Annotated in this window: 18 protein-coding genes and 2 pseudogenes; 17 read left to right on the forward strand and 3 right to left on the reverse strand. The window is 47.1% G+C overall.

Annotated elements, in window-relative coordinates; translation table 11 throughout:
- Window positions 1-7: 7 nt before the first annotated feature.
- From ACWXW9_RS18555 to ACWXW9_RS18605, 11 genes are all read left to right on the forward strand, one after another.
- Entirely contained in the window at window positions 8-1,288 is a 1,281-nt protein-coding gene (locus ACWXW9_RS18555; RefSeq protein WP_494930591.1) for a type III PLP-dependent enzyme, read from the forward strand.
- Between the two features lie 36 nt (window positions 1,289-1,324).
- Window positions 1,325-3,397: an IucA/IucC family protein gene (locus ACWXW9_RS18560; protein ID WP_494930592.1), complete on the forward strand. Its 2,073-nt coding sequence runs from the start codon at window positions 1,325-1,327 to the stop codon at window positions 3,395-3,397.
- A 105-nt stretch (window positions 3,398-3,502) separates the two neighbouring features.
- Entirely contained in the window at window positions 3,503-5,119 is a 1,617-nt protein-coding gene (locus ACWXW9_RS18565) for a helix-turn-helix domain-containing protein (protein WP_494930593.1), read from the forward strand.
- Window positions 5,120-5,216: 97 nt separating this feature from the next.
- On the forward strand, window positions 5,217-6,224 hold the full coding sequence (locus ACWXW9_RS18570; protein ID WP_494930594.1) for an ABC transporter substrate-binding protein: 1,008 nt from the start codon (window positions 5,217-5,219) through the stop codon (window positions 6,222-6,224).
- 110 nt (window positions 6,225-6,334) lie between these two features.
- Window positions 6,335-7,339 carry a FecCD family ABC transporter permease gene (locus ACWXW9_RS18575; protein WP_494930595.1) on the forward strand — a complete coding sequence of 335 codons (1,005 nt, stop codon included), beginning with the start codon at window positions 6,335-6,337 and terminating at the stop codon, window positions 7,337-7,339.
- Entirely contained in the window at window positions 7,336-8,427 is a 1,092-nt protein-coding gene (locus ACWXW9_RS18580) for a FecCD family ABC transporter permease (protein WP_494930596.1), read from the forward strand. Before ACWXW9_RS18575 ends, ACWXW9_RS18580 begins: the two co-directional genes overlap by 4 nt.
- Before the next feature lie 101 nt (window positions 8,428-8,528).
- Window positions 8,529-9,344, forward strand: a complete 816-nt coding sequence (locus ACWXW9_RS18585; RefSeq protein ID WP_494930597.1) for an ABC transporter ATP-binding protein — start codon at window positions 8,529-8,531, stop codon at window positions 9,342-9,344.
- Window positions 9,316-10,182 (forward strand): IucA/IucC family C-terminal-domain containing protein, encoded by an 867-nt coding sequence (locus ACWXW9_RS18590; protein ID WP_494930598.1) that lies wholly within the window; start codon window positions 9,316-9,318, stop codon window positions 10,180-10,182. Before ACWXW9_RS18585 ends, ACWXW9_RS18590 begins: the two co-directional genes overlap by 29 nt.
- Before the next feature lie 121 nt (window positions 10,183-10,303).
- Entirely contained in the window at window positions 10,304-10,936 is a 633-nt protein-coding gene (locus tag ACWXW9_RS18595; protein ID WP_494930599.1) for an RraA family protein, read from the forward strand.
- A gap of 245 nt (window positions 10,937-11,181) precedes the next feature.
- Entirely contained in the window at window positions 11,182-11,628 is a 447-nt protein-coding gene (locus tag ACWXW9_RS18600) for an AraC family ligand binding domain-containing protein (RefSeq protein WP_494930600.1), read from the forward strand.
- Between the two features lie 143 nt (window positions 11,629-11,771).
- Window positions 11,772-12,200, forward strand: a complete 429-nt coding sequence (locus ACWXW9_RS18605; RefSeq protein WP_494930601.1) for a helix-turn-helix domain-containing protein — start codon at window positions 11,772-11,774, stop codon at window positions 12,198-12,200.
- Between the two features lie 170 nt (window positions 12,201-12,370).
- On the opposite strand, the gene hslO is transcribed toward ACWXW9_RS18605, so the two are convergent.
- Together hslO and ACWXW9_RS18615 are read right to left on the reverse strand one after the other, a co-directional pair.
- Complete coding sequence (gene hslO / locus ACWXW9_RS18610) at window positions 12,371-13,252, reverse strand: Hsp33 family molecular chaperone HslO (RefSeq protein WP_494930602.1); 882 nt, start codon at window positions 13,250-13,252, stop codon at window positions 12,371-12,373.
- 31 nt (window positions 13,253-13,283) lie between these two features.
- Complete coding sequence (locus ACWXW9_RS18615; protein ID WP_494930603.1) at window positions 13,284-13,766, reverse strand: RrF2 family transcriptional regulator; 483 nt, start codon at window positions 13,764-13,766, stop codon at window positions 13,284-13,286.
- 342 nt (window positions 13,767-14,108) lie between these two features.
- Here ACWXW9_RS18615 and ACWXW9_RS18620 point away from each other — a divergent pair, with 342 nt between their 5' ends.
- Window positions 14,109-15,122: an LLM class flavin-dependent oxidoreductase gene (locus ACWXW9_RS18620; protein WP_044647141.1), complete on the forward strand. Its 1,014-nt coding sequence runs from the start codon at window positions 14,109-14,111 to the stop codon at window positions 15,120-15,122.
- A 69-nt stretch (window positions 15,123-15,191) separates the two neighbouring features.
- Here ACWXW9_RS18620 and ACWXW9_RS18625 read toward each other — a convergent pair whose 3' ends face one another.
- On the reverse strand, window positions 15,192-15,620 hold the full coding sequence (locus tag ACWXW9_RS18625; protein WP_494930604.1) for a hypothetical protein: 429 nt from the start codon (window positions 15,618-15,620) through the stop codon (window positions 15,192-15,194).
- On the opposite strand from ACWXW9_RS18625, the pseudogene ACWXW9_RS18630 reads away from it, so the two are divergent.
- The 5 genes and pseudogenes from ACWXW9_RS18630 to ACWXW9_RS18650 all read left to right on the forward strand — a co-directional run.
- A pseudogene (locus ACWXW9_RS18630) lies at window positions 15,609-15,704 on the forward strand (hypothetical protein); the annotation flags it as partial. The gene ACWXW9_RS18625 and the pseudogene ACWXW9_RS18630 overlap by 12 nt on opposite strands.
- Window positions 15,705-15,712: 8 nt before the next feature.
- Window positions 15,713-16,042, forward strand: a complete 330-nt coding sequence (locus ACWXW9_RS18635) for a helix-turn-helix transcriptional regulator (RefSeq protein ID WP_494930605.1) — start codon at window positions 15,713-15,715, stop codon at window positions 16,040-16,042.
- A gap of 196 nt (window positions 16,043-16,238) precedes the next feature.
- Window positions 16,239-16,985: a glycosyltransferase family 2 protein gene (locus tag ACWXW9_RS18640; protein ID WP_494930606.1), complete on the forward strand. Its 747-nt coding sequence runs from the start codon at window positions 16,239-16,241 to the stop codon at window positions 16,983-16,985.
- 534 nt (window positions 16,986-17,519) lie between these two features.
- Window positions 17,520-17,873 carry a hypothetical protein gene (locus ACWXW9_RS18645; RefSeq protein WP_494930607.1) on the forward strand — a complete coding sequence of 118 codons (354 nt, stop codon included), beginning with the start codon at window positions 17,520-17,522 and terminating at the stop codon, window positions 17,871-17,873.
- Between the two features lie 135 nt (window positions 17,874-18,008).
- A pseudogene (locus ACWXW9_RS18650) lies at window positions 18,009-18,383 on the forward strand (collagen-like triple helix repeat-containing protein); the annotation flags it as partial.

Below are 18,383 nucleotides of genomic sequence, written 5' to 3' on the forward strand. Positions count from 1 at the left end.
GAAGAACATGAGTCAGCTTGTTACAGCATTATCTGGAGGACAGATCGTTCCGTATGTGGAAAAGCTTATCCAGCAAACACGGGAGCGAGAGCAGCAGCCAGTATGCGCATATATATATGACCTGGGCGCACTGAGAGAACGGGCACAACGTTGTGTGAGCAGCTTGCCCGACGATTGCAGTTTGTTTTACGCGGTCAAAGCCAATCCTGATCCTCAATTGATCGCCAGCCTGCTCCCCATCGTAAAGGGCTTCGAAGCTGCATCTATTGGAGAGATTCGGACCATTCGCAAAGTGTCAGCCGACGTGCCGATTATTTTTGGAGGTCCGGGGAAAAAGGACTCCGAAATTGAGGAAGCGCTAGAGTGGAAAGTGATGCTGATTCATGCCGAAAGTTTGCATGAGTTGCAGCGTATCGGCTGGATCGCGGAACGCAGACAACAGCGTGTATCTATTTTGCTGCGTATTAATTTGCGGCGTACCTTGCCGGAGGCGAGCATCACGATGTCCGGTCGGCCCACTCAGTTTGGTATCGACGAAATTCAGGTGCCAGAAGCGATCCGACTGGCCCAAAGTCTGTCGTATGTACAGTTGGAGGGTTTCCATATGCATTCTCTGTCTAATAATCTGGATGCCCGGCTGCATGCACGAATGGTCGCTACGTATTTGCAGTGTGTACAGGGCTGGATTCAGGAGTATGAGCTATCCATCCGCTATCTGAACGCGGGCGGCGGCTTTGGTATTTCGTATACCGATCTGGAGCGCAGGTTCGAATGGGATGATTTTATAGAGGAATTACATCAAGTGTGGGAGGAATACCGCATGCCCGGCATCCAGCTCATTTTTGAGTCCGGGCGCTATATGGTGGCGCACTGCGGGTATTATGCGGCAGAAGTGATCGACCTCAAAACAAATCATGACCAGCATTACGCCATTATTCGCGGGGGAACGCATCATTTTCGATTGCCAGTGTCATGGCAGCACAACCAGCCTTTTGATGTGATTGCTGTTGACGATTGGCAGTATCCTTTTCCGCGAACAGAGCGGCGACAAACAGCGGTGACCATCGCGGGTGAGCTTTGTACGCCCAAGGATGTGCTGGCGCATGAAGTGTATGTAGAGCATTTGCGGATTGGGGATGTTCTGCTGTTCCACATTGCGGGAGCCTATGGCTGGACGATTTCCCATCATGACTTTCTCAGCCATCCCCATCCGCATTTTTACTATATGGATCGTGCAACGGGCGCGGAGGCTATAGCGGCTACAGAGACTACAGGGAAATATAGCTAACATAAAGCACTAATATTTAAGGAGGGAATAATCCATATGAAATCCACATCAAGCACGACCCCGGTACTTTCATCCGCAGAGACAACACTTTTACAGAAGAAAAAGCAGGCTGAAAACCATGTCATGCAGGATCTCATCAATATATTACTGGCGGAAGGATTTTGGGAGCATACCGATATTGAACTGTTGTCTATTTCGCAATGGCAAAGCTACTATACTGCTGTCCATCCCGAATTAGGCGAGCTATTTGCTTTTGCCGATCCTGAATCTATTGCTGAGCCAAAGGGGGAAACCTCTCCAAACGGCCGTTCTATTAGCCTTTACCGCTGGTGGGTGGATCGGGAGAAGCAGCACAGTCTTATTTTTCCCGTACAAGCTGCGGTGGTTCAACCCTATCGCTATCTACAGTCGAGTGATGTGTATGAAATTCGGCAGCGGCCAGAGGGTGGTGGATTTGGTGCAGAATTGCTCCACCCCGTAACGCTGATGCAGCGTGTGATTGAGAGATGTCTGGATGAAGAATACCGCCAACAGGAGGGAGTGGGACGGTTTGTCCAGCTACTGGAGCAAACCATTGAACAGACCGCATGGTCGCTGGATAGCGGACTGACGGATGAAAATATACTGGAGAAATCGCCCTCGGAGGCTTTTCAACGATTGGAGCAGTATTCTTCGCTGCGTGATCGTCCATTTCACCCCGCATCCAAGGCCAAAACAGGCTTGAACAAGGACGACTATCGCCAATATATCGCTGAATTTGGGCAAGACATTGCACTGAGTTGGATAGCGCTCCGAAAGGAAGCGGTGATGACCGGAGTGGGAATCGCACAAGGGCCTCATTTTGCGGACACAGAAACAGTAGCAGCGGCAGTCGAATCGGACACACAGCGCCCATACGATGGACAGCAGCCGAACGATCTTCTCCTGTCCATTTCCGAGCGTCAGCTAGTAGAGCAGGAAATGCAGGAACGCGGATTAGCTGCGGATTATATTGCAATCCCCGTGCATCCGTGGCAGCTCACGTATATGCTACCTCAGCATTTGCATACCGAGCAGGCGGGCAAAGTATGGATTCCACTGGAAGTGAAGGCTGGAGCTTTTCAGGCAACCTCATCTGTGCGCTCGTTGTCTCCCAAGGAGGGCGGTCCGAATTACGTGAAGCTCCCGTTGGGCGTATTTTCGCTGGGGGCATCCCGCTATCTTCCTGCGGTGAAGCTGATTAACGGGGATCGCGGACAAGCCATGTTGCAGCAAGCCAAGACACGTGACCCGCAGCTTCAGGAACGCTTGTTTTTATGCGATGAAGGCTCCTGGTGGGCCTATATGCCGGAAAATGGCAGCCTGTATGATGATCCACCCCGGCACCTGGCTGCGATGGCGCGTATTTATCCGCATGAATTGATCCATGATCCGGCCGTTCGCCTTATCCCCATGTCTGCGTTGGCCGCAAGCCAGCATCATTTTTTCCGGGAATGGGCCGCTGAGCGTGGACTTCCGGACACGGCAGAATCGGTAAAACAACTGTTCGGTGAAGTATGCTCGACATTTTTTGAAATCATGCTGCGCTTGTATCGGATCGGGCTCATGCCTGAAATCCATGGGCAAAACTGTGTGCTGGTTTGGAAAAATGGCAAGATCGAGCACATTTTGCTGCGTGACCATGACTCGGTGCGTCTGCATTTGCCCTGGCTGACAGAGCAGGGGATTGCCGATCCTGAATACCAAATCCGGCCCGGATATTCCAACAGTCTGTACAATGAAACACCGAAGAAATTGCTGTTCTACCTGCAAACCCTTGGTATTCAAGTCAACCTGTACGCCATTATAGATACTCTTTCCGGTGTTTATAACATAGACGAGCCATCCCTGTGGTCTGTACTAAGGCATCAATTGGAAGAAGCAATTCAGCACGTGCCTTTCAAGGCTGCCGTTCGTCAGGAAATCGAGCATATTTTATTTGAAAAGTCGGACTGGCCGCTCAAGCTGCTGGTTAAGCCTTTACTGGAGCAGTCCGGTGTACCCGGCAGCATGCCATCTGGTCAAAGCCGTATACAGAACCCGTTTCATCATTTGAACCTTGCTCATTCTGAAAATGTAGATCGTTTATAAGCTTGACGCAATTCCATTTTGCAAAATCCGACCCAGTCTATATATAATGAAATGAGTTCTCACATAAATGAGAATAATTCTCGATATATAGAAAGGCTGGGAGCAATGAATACTCAAGACCAATCTTTTACTTCATTTCTTTATAAACTGCAAGATATTCAGCATGTGTGCTCTGGTCGCTCTTCCTCCCGGCAAGAAACGTCTTTTCATACCTTATTATTGTTCAATGAAGGCGAAGGGGATATAGCGATTGATGGAATGACGTATCCTCTTTACCGTCAAAAGGGCTTTATGCTCGCTCCCGGCGCAGTCTTGAAGCTCCATATGCTGTCCGGCGCTCCGGTTGATTATTATATTATTCGTTTTCTTGCATTACAGCCGTCCGGGGAGCCGGACCGTTACATACCCGCACCAGCGCTTGGACCACATGAATGGATCATTTCCCACTTTCGTTTTGTAATGGATATGGTCGAGGAGATCAAGAGGAAGCATCATTGTAATAGCGTGTGGGACCAAATGAAGGCCAACATTGTATTTCAGGAAATGCTGATGTCCTTGTTCCAGCATACGAGCCGTGATCAGAAGCTCGATGTGCAGCAGGCGGTGACGTTGACCCTCCATTATATGGAGCAGCACTATGCTTCCGATATTACGCGGGACAAGCTGGCGGAGCTGGCAGGGATGAGCGCTGATTATTATTCGCGTATGTTCAAAAAATTGATTGGCAAAAGCCCGATGGAATATTTGACGGACATTCGTATTAATCATGCGAAGCAGGCGCTTGTGCTCACTCGTGATTCCTTTCGTTCTATTGCTCACGGTGCCGGATTTAGCGATGAGTTCTATTTTAGCCGCAAGTTTAAAGCCGCGACTGGACGCTCTCCCTCAGCTTATGTGAATACAATCCGGTATTCGGATAAAATCGCTTCGCTCAAGCATCTGTTAACCGGACATTTGGTTGCATTGGGTATTGAGCCGTACGCGGCGGTCATCAACAAGGCTTATCCTGTCACCGAAGGCTTCCGCAATACCATTTCGGTGGGTGAGGTACAGCCCGATCTGGAGAGGCTGATGTCAGCCCGACCGGATCTGATTTTAACCTGTGAGTTCAGGGATTTTGAGAAGTCCAAAAAGGAAAAAATGTACGAGCAGATTGCGCCCACCGTCACCGTACCCTTTTTCCAAAACTGGCGTACTCATTTTCAGTCGATTGCCCGGATAGTCGGCAAGGATGCGGAAGCGGTGGAATGGCTGGAGCGATATGAAACGAAAGCAGAAACGATTTCCCGAAAGGTCAGGCAAAAGCTCGGTGGGGAGACGGTGCTAATCTTGGGAGTGGGGAACCAGAAAATGTGTGTGTACGGACAGCGGAATGTGGGAACGGTGCTATACGGGGATTTAAAGCTGTCTATGCCTGCGGGAGTGGAGGATATTGCCCATTACCGTGAGGTGACGGTGGACGATCTGGCTGAATATGACGCGGACCGCATCATATTGACCTGTTTCCGCCACTATGGAAATGCCTGTGAAGAACAGACGATTCAGCAGGAATGTCTGGCTCTGTGGCGCTCCCTTGAATGGCAGAAACTGAAGGCGGTACAAAGCGGAGCCGTACACTATATGTGCGATAGCCGACATCTGTATACATGCTATACTTCATTGTCTCACGACCTGTTATTGGACAAAACAGTCACGTTGTTATTGTCTGATTCGTCCAAATAAAGGACGCTAACGTCCATGTTCATCATGGCTCCCCTCCCTATAATTAATAATGAGAATCAATATCATTATTGGCGATCTAAATAGGGGGAATAGAGAAATGTTTCGAGCTTCAGGCAAGGGGAGTATATGGATTGCGCTCATAGTTGTATTGCTGCTTTTATCAGGCTGTGGCACTGGAGGCGCGGGTAAGAGTGCGGATTCCAGTGGAGCGACTGGAACGGATAAAGGAACGACGGATACACAGGGAGCGGCTTCAACCGATTCGGTGCGTACCATTGAGCATGTGTTGGGTAAAACCGAGATTAAGGGGACACCCAAGCGGGTCGTAACACTGTATAACGGAGCCAACGATGTTATGATCGCCTATGGTATAAAGCCTGTGGGGATTGTGGAGTCCCATGGAACGGAGCCCGTGTATGACTATTTAAAAAAGGATCTCGCAGGGATTCCCACGGTCGGGTTGGAAACACAGCCGAGCCTGGAGGAGATTTATAACCTGAAACCGGATGTCATCATTGCAACCCGATTCCGTAACGAGGCGACGTACCAGCAATTATCGGAAATTGCCCCTACCGTGGCCGTCAACGAAGTATATGAGTGGAAGGAAACCGTAAAACTGATCGGACAAGTGTTGAATCAGGAGGACAAAGGAACACAATTGCTGGCGGATTGGGATCGGCGTGTAGCGGATTTCAGGACGAAAATGGGTGACCGTCTGCCGATCAAGGCCTCCATTGTTAATTTCCGCGCGGACCATGCACGTATTTATTATATGGGCTATGCCGGGAAAATTCTGAAAGAGTTGGGCTTCACCCGCCCTCCTGCACAAGAAGGGGATCAGTGGGGAGTTAAAGTCAACAGCAAGGAAAGCATACCCGATATGAATGCAGATACATTGTTCGTATTTAACTCCGGTAAGGATCAGGCTGCGATTGAAAAAAATGTTGAAGCCTGGACCCGTCATCCTCTATGGAAAAACCTTGATGCATACAAGAAAAATAGCATTTTTAAGGTCGACGAAGTGAACTGGAATTTGGCTGGAGGTTATCTGAGCGCGAATCGGATGCTGGATGATCTTTATAGAATTTATGATCTGAAATCATAAACCTACATGACAATAAGAACAACGGAAATATAGCAGAGGGGTGAGGGGTTATATCTCTCATCCTTCTTTTATGTTGTACCAGGCTGTTGGAAGAGTGAGGCTATGCAACGATGCTAACGACAAATTTAAGAAAATGGACTGGACTTGGTGTATGCCTGATTTTGTTGACAGGAGCTTTATCTCTTGGCCTACTGATGGGTAGAACGCTAATTAATCCAAATTTTATGATTTCTTCCTTATTTCATTATGATGCTCAAAATGTAGAGCATGTGCTGATATATACCGAACGTTTGCCGCGCACGGTTATTGCTGCTGTTGTAGGCGCGAGCTTGGCGATGGCAGGAGCCTTCATGCAGGCACTTACCCGCAACCCGTTGGGTTCGCCCAGTACGTTCGGTATCAATGCGGGTGCTTTGTTCTTCGTATCTATCGCAGCGGTTGCGTTTTCGGTCGAGTCCATGATGTCTCTGATGGGCTTTGCCTTGATCGGCGCAGGACTGGCGGCTGTTCTGGTGTACGTCATCGGATCATTAGGCAGGGATGGTTTGACGCCAGTCAAGATTGTATTGTCCGGCTCTGCCATTCACGCTTTGTTTATGTCGATGATCCAAATTATTTTGGTGATGAATGAAACGGGGATGCAAAATGTGTTGTTCTGGATGGCAGGCTCTGTCAGCGGACGTTCGCTGGAGATGCTACAGCCTTTATTTCCTTTTATGCTAGTGGCTGGGATCTCGGCGATGTTTATGGGGAGAGCGGTGAATCTGCTTGTGACCGGGGAAGATGTAGCGAAGGGCTTGGGGCAAAATATCTTATGGGTAAAATGCGTGATGGGCCTGATTATTGTAGTGCTGGCTGGATGCTCTGTTGCTATTGCGGGGGCGATTGGCTTTGTCGGTCTGATCATTCCGCATGTGGCGCGTGCTTTGGTTGGTGCGGATTACCGCTGGATTACCCCTTTTTCGGCGGTACTGGGTGCTTTGCTATTGGTGTCGGCGGATACCGCAGCCAGAGTGCTGATTTCGCCGCAGGAAATTCCGATTGGCGTCATTACAGCTTTGATCGGGGTTCCCTTTTTCGTCTACATTGCCCGTAAAGGGGTGGCGTGGAAATGAAGCGTGTGAATTTGAAGCATGGGACTGGCAGAGACGGCATGAATGTGAAGCATTATGTGACGCTGCGCAGCAGGAGCGGCAGGTTTCATATCCAGCTGGAAAAGAAAGCACTATGGATCATGGGCGGACTGGCCTTGGCGCTACTGATCATTGGCGTGATAAGTGTAGGCTGGGGAGATACGTATGTGCACCCTTGGGAAGTGCTTCGAGCGATATGGGGGCGTGGCTCAGGCGATTATGATTTTATTCTGTACAGGCTGCGGTTTCCGCGAGCGCTTACGGGAGTGCTGGTTGGTGCGGCTCTGGGCATCGCGGGAGCGGTGCTTCAGGGCATTATCCGTAATCCGCTGGCATCCCCGGATATTCTCGGGATTACAGGCGGAGCATCCGTAGCGGCAGTTACATTCATTGCTTACGGGGGAGCTGTTTTGAGCATTCAATGGCTGCCTGTGGCGGCTGTCGCTGGAGCGCTGGTCGTATCGCTGCTTGTGTATATATTGGCCTGGAAGGACGGAGTGACGCCAATCCGGCTGGTGCTGGTGGGGATTGGTTTGGCTTCTGCCATGAGCTCGATTACGACGCTGATGCTGGTCATGAGCTCGTCCTTTACAGCCGGCAAGGCTTATATTTGGCTGACGGGCAGCGTGTATGGAGCATCATGGAATAACGTATATACGATGCTGATCGCTGTTGTGATCTGCACACCTTTGGTTCTCTATTTTTCACGCAGCCTCAACACACAGGAGTTGGGGGATGATGTGGCTACCGGCTTGGGAGTGGAGGTGCAGCGGCATCGTGTGATGTTGCTGCTGCTCAGTGTGATTCTTGCTGGAACTGCCGTAGCAGTTGCGGGAGCAATTGGTTTTGTGGGTTTAATCGCGCCGCATATTGCGCGCAGATGGGTAGGCCGCTCTATGGGTAGCCTGACGCTGGTGTCAGCACTGGTAGGGGGATTGCTGGTGTATCTCGCCGACTTGCTGGCCCGTACGGCTTTTTATCCGATTGATATTCCCGCAGGCATTTTTACAGCAGGGGTGGGCGCACCGTTTTTCCTGTATTTGCTGCTCCAGCGCCGAAATCGGCATTAAAGCCGAGCTGGAATTTTTTTGAATACTTATGGGTGTTTTTCTTTTTTAAATGGAATATACAAGATCTTAAGTTCGCAGTTTATAAAAGGGAGGGAAGCTGCATGGGTTTAGAGGTAAAGGACCTGATGATTAACTACGGGACAGACCCGGTCATTCAAGAGCTGGACCTGCAAATTCCGGAGGGAAAGATTACGGTGCTGGTAGGCAGCAATGGCTGTGGAAAATCGACGATTTTGCGTGCCATGGCGCGGCTATTGAAGCCTGCGGCGGGAGCGGTGCTGCTGGATGGACAGGCTATTGCCCAGTTACCCTCCAAGCAGATTGCCAAAAGGCTGTCCATTTTGCCGCAGGGACCGTCAGCGCCGGAAGGACTGACAGTGTATCAGTTGGTCAAGCAGGGCAGATATCCACATCAGAGCTGGCTGAAGCAGTGGTCGGCAGAGGATGAAGCACAGGTACAAAACGCGCTGCAAGCGACGCAATTGGATACTTTTGCAGATCGTCCGGTAGATTCCTTATCCGGCGGGCAGCGTCAACGAGCATGGATTTCCATGACTTTGGCACAGGGGACGGATATGATCTTACTGGATGAGCCGACGACCTATTTGGACATGACGCATCAAATTGAGATTTTGGACCTTCTGTTTGATCTGAATGAACGAGAAGGGAGGACCATTGTCATGGTGCTGCATGATCTGAATCTGGCTTGTCGCTATGCGCACCATATGGTTGCGGTATACGATAAGCGCATTTACGCGCAGGGAAAGCCGGAAGAAATCATGACCGCAGAGACGGTGGAGAAGGTATTCCAACTGCGCTGCCAAGTCATTCCTGATCCTTTGTACGGAACACCGATGTTTATTCCTCATGGAAAGGGGAGGAAAATGGATGCTGTACGCCAAAGGGTCTTCGTTTGAGCCTGCGGAATGGTCGTATCTGACGGAAAAATTGCGAATATACAGCAGTGGTGAACAAGCTCCAATCGGACGGTATGATCTACCTGTGGTCGATTTGCTGGATGCAACTCAATGCGCCATGTATCTGGATCGGCTGGCAGGGCTACATGATTTTTCTTCACGCAAGGTAACGGCCTCTGTTTTGGCGAAGCGGTACGGTTTTTTGATCGTGTCCCCGGCTCTGTATGCCATGTCGGTGTATAACAAGATGCTGGAAGTCGAGATTGCCGATTGTGTGATTCAATCTGCTATTGTCAAGGATACCTGGCTTCCAAGGTTGCATTTGAACAGACTGCTCGTTACGGAATATGACAGCGGAAAGAAGGGTGAGGATGGGGGAGACAGCGGTCTAGAGCAGCGTCATGCTTGGCGTGATCACGTCATCCGGCATGTATTTGCAGAGCATTTGGTCCCGGTGTGGCGATCTGTGTCCGCTGTTGCTTCCATTCCAAGGACGATATTATGGGAAAACGCCGCCATCTATGTTTATGCGCTATATGAAAACCGTATCCGGCAGGAGCTCAATAACGGGGATCGGTTGCGTACGGAAGAGGATTTTAAATATTTGACCTGTGAAGCTCCGGCTCACTTGTTTGGTGAACGGCAAAATCCGCTGGCTCGGTATTTTGGCTCTCCCCGTACAGAGAGAGCGGCCATACCTGTAACCACATCGGTAACCGCTGCGCCCACTGCGGCTGTGAAAGCTGTACGTGTTCGCAAAACCTGCTGCTATTTTTATCAGATGAAGGAAAAGGGCAGCTATTGCCCTACTTGTCCGAAGATACATTGTACAAGCTAAGTATGAGCTACGATGCTTAGGCTATAGTGAGCTGAAAATTTTGCCTAAGCGCCATTCCGCCTGCTTTGATTCCTAGATGCATAATGTGAGTTTGGTTATATCACGAAAGGAGCTGGTTTGTATGTTTCGGATTCAACCACGGGTACAGGGTGTAACGAAGGAGCTGTTGGAGCTTTATCAGCATGTTAGTGCTTCTACCCTTGGGCATTTCACGGATTTTGGATGTATGCAGGGGGCGCTGCCGTTGTTTCGTCCCATTCGTTTGCTGGGGAATGCAATTACGGTGAGGCTTCCCCATCTGGACTCCACCGCTGTGCGTCATGCACTGGAATTGGCACAAGCGGGTGATGTGCTTGTTGTCGATATGTCGGGTGATGATGCCAGAGCCTGTTGGGGAGAATTCAGAGCTTATGTGGCGATGAAAAAACAACTGGCTGGAGTGATTGTTTCCGGTTGTGTCACAGATGTTAGTGTCTTGAACCAGCTGCAATTTCCCGTCTTTTCCAAAGGGGTTAGTGCCTTGACTACACGTACACTGGAACTGGAGGGAGAGGTGAATACGCCGATTAGCCTGTTTGGGGTCAGCGTACATCCGGGTGATCTCATTTTGGGTGATGACGATGGTGTATTTGTAGTGAAGCCGGAGGAAGCGTGGGAATTGGGGGGGAAAGCTTTGGAAAAACAGCGCAAGGAGGAGTTTACGCGCCAGCAATTCGGATACGATCAGCTTTTGAATGTCCGGTTGGAAAAGTAGACATTGCACGCGTGTCAGGTGTCCGGTATAGTGTGGATAAAGATTTTGCCATCCTTGGCGCCGCGTCCTGCTTTTTTACCCGTCAGATCCTTTTTGGATACCCTGATCCTGAGTACGTACATTCCGCACAAGCTCCTTTTTAGGAGTATTTTTTTTTTACATGCAACGCATTGACGCAGGGGGACTTTTTTTGTTTATTGTCAATCTCATCGCATGACATCTGGGAGAGAGCAGGAGGGAAAACGATGAACCACCATCAATTGGATGAATTTCCCAGAAGCCTGAATGCTGTAGAGGAAATACAGATTCGCACCGGGAAAAATGTGAACGATTTAGAACCCCTAGGGCTTCATATTACCGAAAGCGAAATAGGACATGAGATTCTTCGAATGCAGGGCAAATATTTTTTTGATAGTGGTTCCATTTATATCAGCAAGCACCATCGTTTTGTGGACATGCCCTTACACAATCATGATTTTATTGAAATGAATTATATGTATTCCGGGGAATGCAGGCAGGTTATTGACGGCAGGGAAATTAGGCTGGAGCAGGGGCAGATATGTATTTTGGATACGAATGTTCCGCACAGCATTTACGCGCTTGGGGAAAATGATATTTTGGTTAATTTGATTATGAAAATGGAAGCGTTCTCAACCACTTTTTTGGACGGTTCAGTAATACGGGTATTGTGACTGATTTTCTGGCTAACGCGTTAGCCCGGGACTGACGACATAACCGTTATATTTTATTTCATTCCCAGCAGCATGAGAATGTACAGTATATTTTTAAAAATATGCTGTGTGAATTTCTATCCCCCCAGGTTTATGCTTAGCAGATGCCAAATCATTATGTGCCTTTACTGCTTACCGAGCTGATGCGGGTGTATCAGCTGGATATGAATTTTGAGCTGGATCATAAGCCGGGTAAAGCGAGCATTATTGATATTTTGCAATACATTGAGCAGCATTATCGGGATTGCACGCTACCCCAATTGGGGGTGGGGTTTAGCTTTAACGCTAATTATCTGGGGAATTTGCTTAAAGAGCAGACAGGCAAAACCTTTCGGGAGCTTGTCCAAACCCAACGGATGCTGCACGCGGAGACGCTACTTCGCCATACGAACCACAGCATCAGCGAAATAGCGTATGGGGTGGGATACGAAGGCCTGGGCTTTTTTTATCGGAAATTTAAGGAGTACTCAGGCTATACAGGCTATACGCCCAGTCAATATCGTGAGTGTCAGGGGTGGGTGGATGAGGCTTGACATTGACAACAAGGCTCGAATGAAAGGAAAAGAGCTGTCCCTTAGTAGCTAAAACTACCTTGGGGACAGCTCTTATTAGGAGATTTTGCTTAGCAAGGATTAGTCTCTTCCTTGGTTAGTACCGGCACTGCGAAGCAAGGCACCGATGTTGCAGGATAGACTTGTTGCAATTATGAAATAGCCGTTTCTAGCATGCCTTCGAGATCTTTTTTGGTTAGATGATAATGCTCGTTGCAAAAATGGCAATGTGCTTCGGCCTGTCCATCGGTATGGATCATATCTGCGATTTCCTCACTACCTAAGCTGATAATGGCATTAGAAACTCGTTCCTCAGAGCAGGAGCAATGGAATTGCACAGGCATGGTTTCCAATACTTTAATATTGTCTTCTCCCAAAATCTGTCCAAGTATCTGCTCCGGCGTCAGTCCTTGCATGACCATAGAGGAAATACTCGGGATGGCCTCAAGGCGCCTCTCAATAAAACTGATTACCTCCTCCTGCGTACCCGGCATTAGCTGAATAATAAATCCGCCAGCCGCCTGAATAGAGTTGTCAGGATTGACAATCACCCCGGCTCCAACAGAAGAAGGAATTTGTTCGGATTGGACCAGATATGAGGTGAAGTCCTCACCCAGCTCACCTGATATAAGAGGGACTTGTCCGACAAAAGGCTGCTTTAATCCGATATCCTTGGATACAATCAGCGCTCCATCTGTTCCAACTGCTCTGGCGACATCTAATTTCCCTATATGATTAAGGTCGAAATGGGTTTGCGGATTTTTTACATAACCTCTAACTTCCCCTTTGGCATTGGTATCGACAAGAATAGTGCCAATGGGGCCGCCACCGTTAATCCTGATCGTCAGTTTATCCTCATCTTTAAGCATGGCCCCGAGCATGACGCCGACCGTCATGGAGCGTCCCAATGCAGCCGATGCCGTGGGCCAGGTATGATGACGCCGTTGTGCTTCACTTACCGTCCCCGTCGTTCTGACGGCGTAAGCCCGGACCTGGTTATTGTAGGCAAGAGCTTTTACTAAATAATCGTTCATGTTCATGATCCTTTCTGTGATTTCAAATTCTTTACAAAACCATTTTTTCCTGAATCCAGTTCTCCAAAGAAGTAATTTTGGCAGCATAACCTGCTTTATAAAAGTCAGCGGATAATGATGCGATGGTTTCCCTTTTCAGAACTGCCTTCCAGGACGCTTCTGCCTCTTCCATCAAATTTGTCAGCAGGCAGCACTGATCTTCTTCCTTTAATTCAAGCATGTCGTTGTAAATACCGCTGGAAGAATAGAGTGTCTGTTGTCCTTCGATCGCAAGATAAATATCAAATACCCGAATATCCTCAGGTTTTTTCTTTAATTTAAACCCGCCTTTGATCCCGGGAACAGAAGTAATCAAATCAGAACTGACCAATTTTCGCAACAGCTTATGAAAATAAGTGGGCGAAGCACCTAATTGTTGGCTGATGGCCTCTCCTGGCAAAACCGCTTTGTCTGGCAGCATCGCGAGTAGCAGGAGGGCGTAGACAGATTGTTCGACGCCTGTTTTCATATGCATTAGCATCACCTCTATACATTCAAAATCTGTAATCAGGCTAATGTGGATAATGATTATCCATATAAGTAAATGATAGAGGAGCTTTTCGTAAAAGTAAACTATTTCTCAAAAAAATTAAAAATTTAATTCATTTGCAATTCATAACGGGACACATTATTATATTTGACATATCAATTGATATATCAAATAATTAAAGCGGTGAGGGGAATCGTAAAACGATACTCTGACAGTGCAGCTATTTTACTGATTATATGTGATGGTGAAGGAAATGGGACAGGCGTTTACTTCATCAGTGATATAGCATTTCACCAGCGATACAAATACAGGGAGGTTCATTGAAAAATGACTATTCGGAACGTTGCACTATCTATACTAGACCTTGCACCCGTCATTGAGGGCGGCACTCCTGCCGATTCCTTCCGTGATACCGTTGCTCTTGCCCAGCATGCCGAGCAATGGGGATATCACCGGTACTGGCTGGCGGAACATCATAACATGCAGGCGGTGGCCAGCGCGGCTACTTCACTGGTTATCGGGCACGTAGCTGCGCATACCAACAAGATTCGGGTAGGTTCAGGCGGCATCATGCTGGCTAATCATGCTCCGCTCATGATTGCAGAGCAGTTCGGAACGTTAGAGTCACTGTATCCGGGACGGATTGATCTGGGACTGGGTAGGGCTCCAGGCACAGATCAGCCTGCCATGAGGGCGCTACGGCGAGGGCTGCACAGCACTGGTGAAGATTTCCCGGAGCAATTAAATGAGCTGCGTTCCTATTTCAATCCAGCGCTAAAAGGGGGAGTTCCGGGTGTACGGGCGGTTCCGGGAGAAGGGCTGGATATACCGATCTGGCTGCTGGGATCAAGCGGATTCAGCGCACAGTTGGCAGGTCAGCTTGGGTTGCCGTTCGCGTTTGCCAGTCACTTTGCCCCGGCTCATTTGCTACAGGCTCTGGAACTGTATCATCGCAATTTCCGTCCATCGAAGGCACTGGATAAGCCGTATGTGATGGTCGGCGTCAATGTGGTTGTTGCAGATTCTGATGAGGAGGCACAGTGGCTTTTCACTTCACAAGAACAGCAATTCCTCAATGTGATACGCGGGCAGAGCGGGAAACTAAAGCCACCAGTTGATGACATGGAAAAGCTCTGGAGTGAGCAGGAGAGGGAGGCGGTTCGCGGCAATATGTTGGGGTATTCTGCAATCGGTAGCCCTGATACGGTCAAGCAAAAGCTTGATTTTATAATGAATCAGACGAGAGCCAATGAGCTGATTACAACTTCTCATATATATGATCATCAAGCGCGCCTGCGGTCGTATGAGCTGCTTGCCCAAGTGATGCGAACAGACGAGTAGTTAATCAAATAGTAAGGCCGTGCCGAAAAAGGTTCTCACAACCCGATTCTGGCACGGCCTTATTGCATTTTAAAGCTTATACTTACGAGTGATCAGCAAAGCTTCGACCAAATAGTGATGCATATACGGTGTCGTCAGGCCGATATCCGGTTGCTCGGATAGCAAGCGTTGAATGAGAGCTGCGTTTTGCTCTGCATCCAGCACCTCGGCCAAAGCCATCCAGATTTGTCCGGCCCACGAAATTTGGCGGTTGGGACCGCTGACGAAGAAGCCTTGCTTTTCATCCCATAGTTGGGCCAGTGTTGCGGTCGTAACGTCCTCCAACCGCTGGTTCAGGAACGGAAGCTTGTCAGGATCAACCTGTTTAGCCAATCGAAAGGCCCGTTTTAACGTGTAAATAAGTATGGCTTGAGAAGGGATTTGCTTATCCAACTGCTCATGCCAATCGATAAAAGACCACCATTCGTCGGTATGCGGTGGGAGGTGATGATTGTCCAAGTTGTACTCGATCATCCGCAAGCAGAATTGGTATTGATGGAAAAGCATGGTCTGGTTACGTGGGGAGAAACATCCGAGGCAGCGCAGCCTATGTGAAAACAATTATTGATATTTTGCAATACATTGAGCAGCATTATCGGGATTGCACGCTACCCCAATTGGGGGCGGCATTTAATTTTAATACTAATTATCTGGGGAAATTGTTAAAAGAGCAGACAGGCAAAACCTTTCGGGAGCTTGTTCAAACCCAACGTATGCTGTACGCAGAGACGCTACTTCGCCATACAAACCAGAATATTAGCGAAATAGCATACGAGGTGGGATACGAAAGTCTGGGCTTTTTTTATCGGAAATTTAAGGAGTATTCAGGGTATACGCCCAGTCAATATCGTGAGTGTCAGGGGCGAACGGGGGAGGTTTGACACTCAAGACGACATTTTCAAATGAGGTAAAATGATTCCCATAATAGCTACGATCAGAATGATTAATCCGGCAATTCAGCATTATGTTTATCATCTTTCACATACTCGCTTATCGAAAAGCTCGTCTTCCACGACTTGAACCCTACAAATATAAATTGCATATATTATCAAGCAAGTCGATCCATAAGCTTTGAGTGTGAAAGGGGAAGAACACGTGATAATACATGTATATGCTTTATGCTGGAATGAAGAAAAAATGCTCCCGTTTTTTTTAAAGCACTATGATAATATAGCGGATCAATACTATATTTTCGATAATGGCTCAACTGATAATTCTGTATCCATGTTAAGGGAAAATCCCAAAGTTGTTATAGATAGATTCGAAATAGAAGGTAATTCTCTTGTGAAATCAGCACAAGATAAATTCAATCAATTTTGGAAAGGAAGCAGAGGAAGGGCAGACTGGGTTATTGTGTGTGACGCAGATGAACATTTCTATCACCCTAACCTTAGAGCATATCTGCAAGAATGCACCTCTAAAGGGGTAACATTGATTGTCCCTGATGGTTATGAGATGGTTTCTGATTTTTTTCCGAGTAGCGATCAACCATTACATGAAACGGTAAGGAATGGTGTAAGAAGTCAAACGTACGATAAGCCTCAAATATTTAATCCAAATGCGATACAAGAAATAAATTTCAGTCCTGGCAGGCATACTGCTTCACCTACAGGGAACGTCATAAAGCCATCCAATAATGATGTTTTATTGTTACATTATAAATACTTGGGATTTGACTATATAAATTCACGTTTCTCGGCTTTAAAACAAGGGCTGCGAGAAGGGGACATAGCAAATAGATGGGGATTTCATTATTTATGGGATGAGAAGCAAAGGTTGGAACAATTTGAGAAACTAAGAAATAAATCTGCTAGAGTGTTGTAGCATGAACTGTTGGTGCAAGTGGCATTTGTGAAAAAACTATTATAACTTCACTGTTTCTGTGTAAACGTGATTGCAAGAGAATGGAGTTTATTTGAAATTGATCTACAAGGATAAAGGCGCCTTTTTTTCTGGGGTGCCTTTTTTCCTTTTTTATGGTTGGAAATGATATTGATGAATCAGCTTTAATAAGTTACTTAAAGCTCGGTCACTACCTTTAATATCCTCAGAATTTAATAAGGCTTGATTGAATGGATTGAATGGATTGAATGGATTGAATGAGTAGATATCTATTTTAATTTTAATAGGCAAACAAACAGTCATGTGTAACAGATTATTAATATGATAAATGAAGCTACAGTAATCCCTATTCTGTTCTATATAGATTGAACTATAAAATAATATAGTGGATTTAAATCTAAATAATCCCATGTTTAGGATCGAACCCAACTATAGATTTTCCAAGTTCAATATATAGTATTTTTATATAATTATATGGATTTGTAGTTAATAAATAGTAAAGGAGACATCAACTTAATGGCAGTATTATCAACTGGACCTATTGAGAATAGTCCTGTTAGTGGGGTCAGGCCGATCCAACAGGTTACCGTAAAAATAATTAACCGCGATTTAGTCAATTCTTCAACTACTTTAATTCAGGGATACTTTTTAAACAGTTTACGAACATTGTATGTACTAGAAGAAATAGTATTAGCCCCCAATGCAGTTACTACGAAAAATTATGTAGCGAACTTCGACGCATATGAATTCGTTTTTACCACAAGCGGTCCTGCAGAAGAAAGTACTGATATTTCAGTGTGGGGAAGAAACGGGAGTGGTGAAATCATTGATGTTCAGCGCATTGTTGCGGATGAGCAATTAAAGTCTTAAAACTCAACATATGTACAGAGATAGAATCACAATCGTAACAAATGGTTGAGACATAAAATAGAGGGAGCAGGGTCTTGAGAAAGTATCTTGTTCACAAAAAAAGCTTGATTTTACTAGAAAGGAGGGAGTATCCAAATGGCAGTATTATCTACTGGACCTATTGCAAACGATCCTGTTCTAGGAGTCAGACCCACCCAACTAGTCACAGTAAAAATGGATAACCGAGATTCTATAAATTCTTCTATTGTTTTGATCGAGGGTTTTATTTTAAATGGCAGCAGAACATTATATGTACAACAATTAGTGGTAGTGGGACCAAATGCGGTTATAACGAGGAATTTCTTTGCAAATGTAGACGCATTTGAATTCGTTTTTACCACTAGCGGACCAGCAGAGAATGAAACTCAAATTTCTGTTTGGGGTAAAGATGCTTTGGGGCAATTAGTACCTGCCCATCGGTTAGTATCTGACGAACTTTTAGGAACCGATCGAGGAATCCAAGGACCGCAA

Source organism: Paenibacillus sp. LT-B23, assembly GCF_059417685.1.

What these genes read in the sequence shown, in the direction of transcription:
- hslO (WP_494930602.1), bottom strand. Translation starts at nt 13,252, where the DNA reads ATGAACGATTATTTAGTAAAAGCTCTTGCCTACAATAACCAGGTCCGG.
- ACWXW9_RS18580 (WP_494930596.1), top strand. Translation starts at nt 7,336, where the DNA reads ATGAAGCGTGTGAATTTGAAGCATGGGACTGGCAGAGACGGCATGAAT.
- ACWXW9_RS18645 (WP_494930607.1), top strand. Translation starts at nt 17,520, where the DNA reads ATGGCAGTATTATCAACTGGACCTATTGAGAATAGTCCTGTTAGTGGG.
- ACWXW9_RS18605 (WP_494930601.1), top strand. Translation starts at nt 11,772, where the DNA reads ATGCCAAATCATTATGTGCCTTTACTGCTTACCGAGCTGATGCGGGTG.
- ACWXW9_RS18570 (WP_494930594.1), top strand. Translation starts at nt 5,217, where the DNA reads ATGTTTCGAGCTTCAGGCAAGGGGAGTATATGGATTGCGCTCATAGTT.
- ACWXW9_RS18555 (WP_494930591.1), top strand. Translation starts at nt 8, where the DNA reads ATGAGTCAGCTTGTTACAGCATTATCTGGAGGACAGATCGTTCCGTAT.
- ACWXW9_RS18575 (WP_494930595.1), top strand. Translation starts at nt 6,335, where the DNA reads ATGCTAACGACAAATTTAAGAAAATGGACTGGACTTGGTGTATGCCTG.
- ACWXW9_RS18595 (WP_494930599.1), top strand. Translation starts at nt 10,304, where the DNA reads ATGTTTCGGATTCAACCACGGGTACAGGGTGTAACGAAGGAGCTGTTG.
- ACWXW9_RS18560 (WP_494930592.1), top strand. Translation starts at nt 1,325, where the DNA reads ATGAAATCCACATCAAGCACGACCCCGGTACTTTCATCCGCAGAGACA.
- ACWXW9_RS18565 (WP_494930593.1), top strand. Translation starts at nt 3,503, where the DNA reads ATGAATACTCAAGACCAATCTTTTACTTCATTTCTTTATAAACTGCAA.
- ACWXW9_RS18590 (WP_494930598.1), top strand. Translation starts at nt 9,316, where the DNA reads ATGCTGTACGCCAAAGGGTCTTCGTTTGAGCCTGCGGAATGGTCGTAT.
- ACWXW9_RS18615 (WP_494930603.1), bottom strand. Translation starts at nt 13,766, where the DNA reads ATGCATATGAAAACAGGCGTCGAACAATCTGTCTACGCCCTCCTGCTA.
- ACWXW9_RS18585 (WP_494930597.1), top strand. Translation starts at nt 8,529, where the DNA reads ATGGGTTTAGAGGTAAAGGACCTGATGATTAACTACGGGACAGACCCG.
- ACWXW9_RS18600 (WP_494930600.1), top strand. Translation starts at nt 11,182, where the DNA reads ATGAACCACCATCAATTGGATGAATTTCCCAGAAGCCTGAATGCTGTA.
- ACWXW9_RS18620 (WP_044647141.1), top strand. Translation starts at nt 14,109, where the DNA reads ATGACTATTCGGAACGTTGCACTATCTATACTAGACCTTGCACCCGTC.